The following is a 2,029-nucleotide window of genomic DNA, read 5'->3' as shown; positions in this document are numbered from 1 at the left end:
CATCGCGTACGAGCCGGTCTGGGCGATCGGCACCGGTCGCACCGCGACGCCCGATGACGCCCAGACGGTGTGTGCCACCATCCGCGACACCGTGGCGGAGGCCAAGGGCGCAGCCGTGGCGCAGTCGGTCCGCATCCAGTACGGCGGTTCGGTCAAGGCCACGAACGCGGCCGAGCTGATGGCGTGCCCCGACATCGACGGTGCGCTCGTCGGTGGGGCGAGCCTCGAATCCGAGTCGTTCGCCGGCATCGTGCGGTACCGCGACCGCGCGTAACCGCGCCTGTACGCAACGATCCGAATCGAAGGGGCCCGCCGCACACCGACGGGCCCCTTCGTCGTTGTCGGGACGGTTTCGTGGGGACGACATCCGGGTAGGTGTGACCCGAGGCACAGCGCCGACCGCTCGGCAGCGCCGGAGCCGCGCCATGGGTGCTCACCACGTTAAATGCATGTTGCGCGTCGATCGCGTTGGATCCTGCGTCATGTGTTCAGGGGGCGCGGGGTGCGCTGGGCACGATGCTGCCGAAACAGCGCAGTGGCAGACGATCCTGCTAAGTTCCGGCCGTCACCAGGACCGTGTTGCAGCGTCGCCTGGTGCAACCACCGCAACGGGGGAGCCACCGTGACGACAGCCATGGCTCGCTCCTCGTGATTGTCCGCCGGCAGGCTCTGTCGGCGGCCACCATGGGTCGACCAGCGCCAAGCCGGGCTCCTCCCTGCGGTCCTACGACCATCACCAGGAGGTCCTCAAAGTGAGACGACAGCGCAGGGGCTTGAAGCTCCTTGCTCTCATCGCGGGGCTCTCTCTCGTCGCCGGTGCCTGCGGCTCCGACGACGATGACGAGGGCGCCGACAGCGGGAGTGACGAAGCAGGCCAGGCCGAAAGCGTCCAGGGTGGCGACTTCGTCGACCTCGGCACGTTCGCCCAGGGCCCGCCGGAACACCTCGATCCCCGCATCAACACCACCAGCGACGGCTGGCAGGTCGGCGGCTCCCTCTACGACGGGCTGGCCGAGACCGACTTCAGCGACCCGGAGAACCCCGAGACGGTGCCGGTCGTGGCCGAGTCGTGGGAGGTGAACGACGACGCCACCGAGTTCGTCTTCACGATCCGCGAGGGCCTGACCTTCTCCGACGGCGAAGAGGTGCTGCCCAGCTCGTTCGTCCGCGGTTGGGAGACCGCGAGCGACCCCGATTTCGCCGGTGACTACTCGTACCTGTTCACCTTCATCGAGGGTGGCGCCGAGAAGCTCGACGGCGAGGCCGACACCATCTCCGGTGTCACGGCCGACGACGAGGCGATGACCCTCACCGTCGCGCTCACCGACCCGTATGCGAACTTCCCCGCGGTCGCCGGGTTCCAGACCTTCATGCCGATGCCCTCTGCGATCGACGACCTCGCCGATCAGACCGAGTGGGAGCGCGGCATCATGATCGGCAACGGGCCCTTCATGATGGAGGAGCCGGCCAACGACCAGGAGATCGTGCTCGTGCCGAACCCCGAGTGGGACGGCACCCAGTACGACGAGTCGCTCGGTCTGCCCGAGCAGCCGTTCCTCGACAGCCTGACGTTCACGATCGGCACCGACCTCGACACCGCGTACAACGCGTTCGAGGCCGGCGAGGGTAACGCCACCGATTTCGCCCCGGGCCGGTACCAGGAGGCCCAGGACAACTGGTCGACCACCATCGACACGCCGTTCCTGGGCGCCTACTACTTCATGTTCAACGATCGCGACGAGCGTGTCGGCGGGCCGGAGAACCTGCTGCTCCGCCAGGCGATCTCGCAGGCGATCGACCGCGAAGACATCAACACCGACGTCTACGAGGGCTCCCGCACCTCGGCCACGGGCATCACGCCGCCGGGCATCCCCGGCTTCGAAGAGGGCCTGTGCGAGTACTGCGAGTTCGACCAGGAGGCCGCCGAGGCGGCGTACCAGGAGTGGTTGGACGAGGGCAACGAGCTCACCGAGCCGCTGCCGATCCAGTTCAACGCCGACTCCGGCCACGAGCCGGTGGTGCAGATCAT

At 67.9% G+C, this 2,029-nt stretch carries 2 protein-coding genes; both read left to right on the top strand.

Annotated features, from left to right (window positions below):
- Nucleotides 1-274, top strand: a 274-nt coding sequence (locus PV363_RS17550; RefSeq protein ID WP_301023056.1) for a triose-phosphate isomerase, incomplete at its 5' end; no start/stop codon positions are given.
- A 499-nt stretch (nucleotides 275-773) separates the two neighbouring features.
- On the top strand, nucleotides 774-2,029 hold a 1,256-nt coding region (locus PV363_RS17545), incomplete at its 3' end, for an ABC transporter substrate-binding protein (RefSeq protein WP_301023055.1).

The organism is Mumia sp. (assembly GCF_028803055.1).
Taxonomy (GTDB): Bacteria; Actinomycetota; Actinomycetes; order Propionibacteriales; family Nocardioidaceae; genus Mumia.
Note: the sequence above shows the minus strand (reverse complement) of the source record. Positions and strands in the feature narration are given on the sequence as shown.